At 45.1% G+C, this 893-nt stretch carries 1 pseudogene; it reads left to right on the top strand.

Annotated features, from left to right (window positions below):
* Positions 1-370, top strand: a pseudogene (locus tag ACOTXL_RS23780) (hypothetical protein); the annotation flags it as partial.
* Positions 371-893: the final 523 nt, after the last annotated feature.

Raw genomic sequence — 893 nt, 5'->3', positions numbered from 1 at the left:
CTGTCAATCCGGTGTGTGGAAGGGTACAGGCATAACCGAGGGTAATTACACTGTTCTCGGGACATTTAAAGGTTCTTACTCCGGTACGAATAATACAGGAAAGCAATATCGCCTGTACGTAACAGGCGGCAATCCACCTAGCAAAAAAATCAACTATGGAGATGCTGATAACTGCGTTAATACATACTCGCTCGTCGCTGAAGTTGGGGGGCTGTACGTTGCAAGAGATTTAAATGGCAACTCTCAGTGGCAAAAATCAGGGACAGTGAACTTTGAAGTCCCGGATGGGTCTTCATTTTCTATTGTCTCAAATGGAATGATGTCTTACGGCTGTGACTACGGATCGTTCACTGTCTTTCGTTTCCAATAACCTTGACAGTCTGATATGAGAAATGTGCTGGTTGTGTAACGTGTTGCAGATTATTTACCTGTACTCTGTCGTCTTAGCTTACCAACAGTCAAACTCCACAACTCTGAATGTTAGTGGGATTTAGCGATAAATAACGGCAGTTAAGCAGCCTTTTGATCAGTGGTAGGTGACGAGATTGAAACTCCCAGGTGAGCATCCGTAAGAGGGTAAGGGGTTTGACGTTACACTAAACGTCGATCCCGCTGGGATAATGAAGTTTATAGTTCCGGATTTACTCCAATCTGAGTTAGCGGTACCAGCCGATGTAATGATACGTCCGTCAACCATACCTTTAAGATCCCATGTATTACGGCAATTGTCACCGTCTTTAATTCCTCTATCTATAGTGGAAACGCCGCCGGAAGCGTAAACCGTCATCGGGCGGCCAGTATCGTTAACCGATGTGTAAGTGGAAACAAATGCCCCTAGCGAAGAGTAACTACCGTTATAAATGGAGCCGGAAATCCACACACCGGATTGACAG

The sequence above is a fragment of the Enterobacter cloacae complex sp. IR5402 genome (genome assembly GCF_049238125.1).
Classification (GTDB): Bacteria; Pseudomonadota; Gammaproteobacteria; order Enterobacterales; family Enterobacteriaceae; genus Enterobacter; species Enterobacter hormaechei_C.
This window is presented reverse-complemented; position numbering and strand designations above follow the sequence as displayed.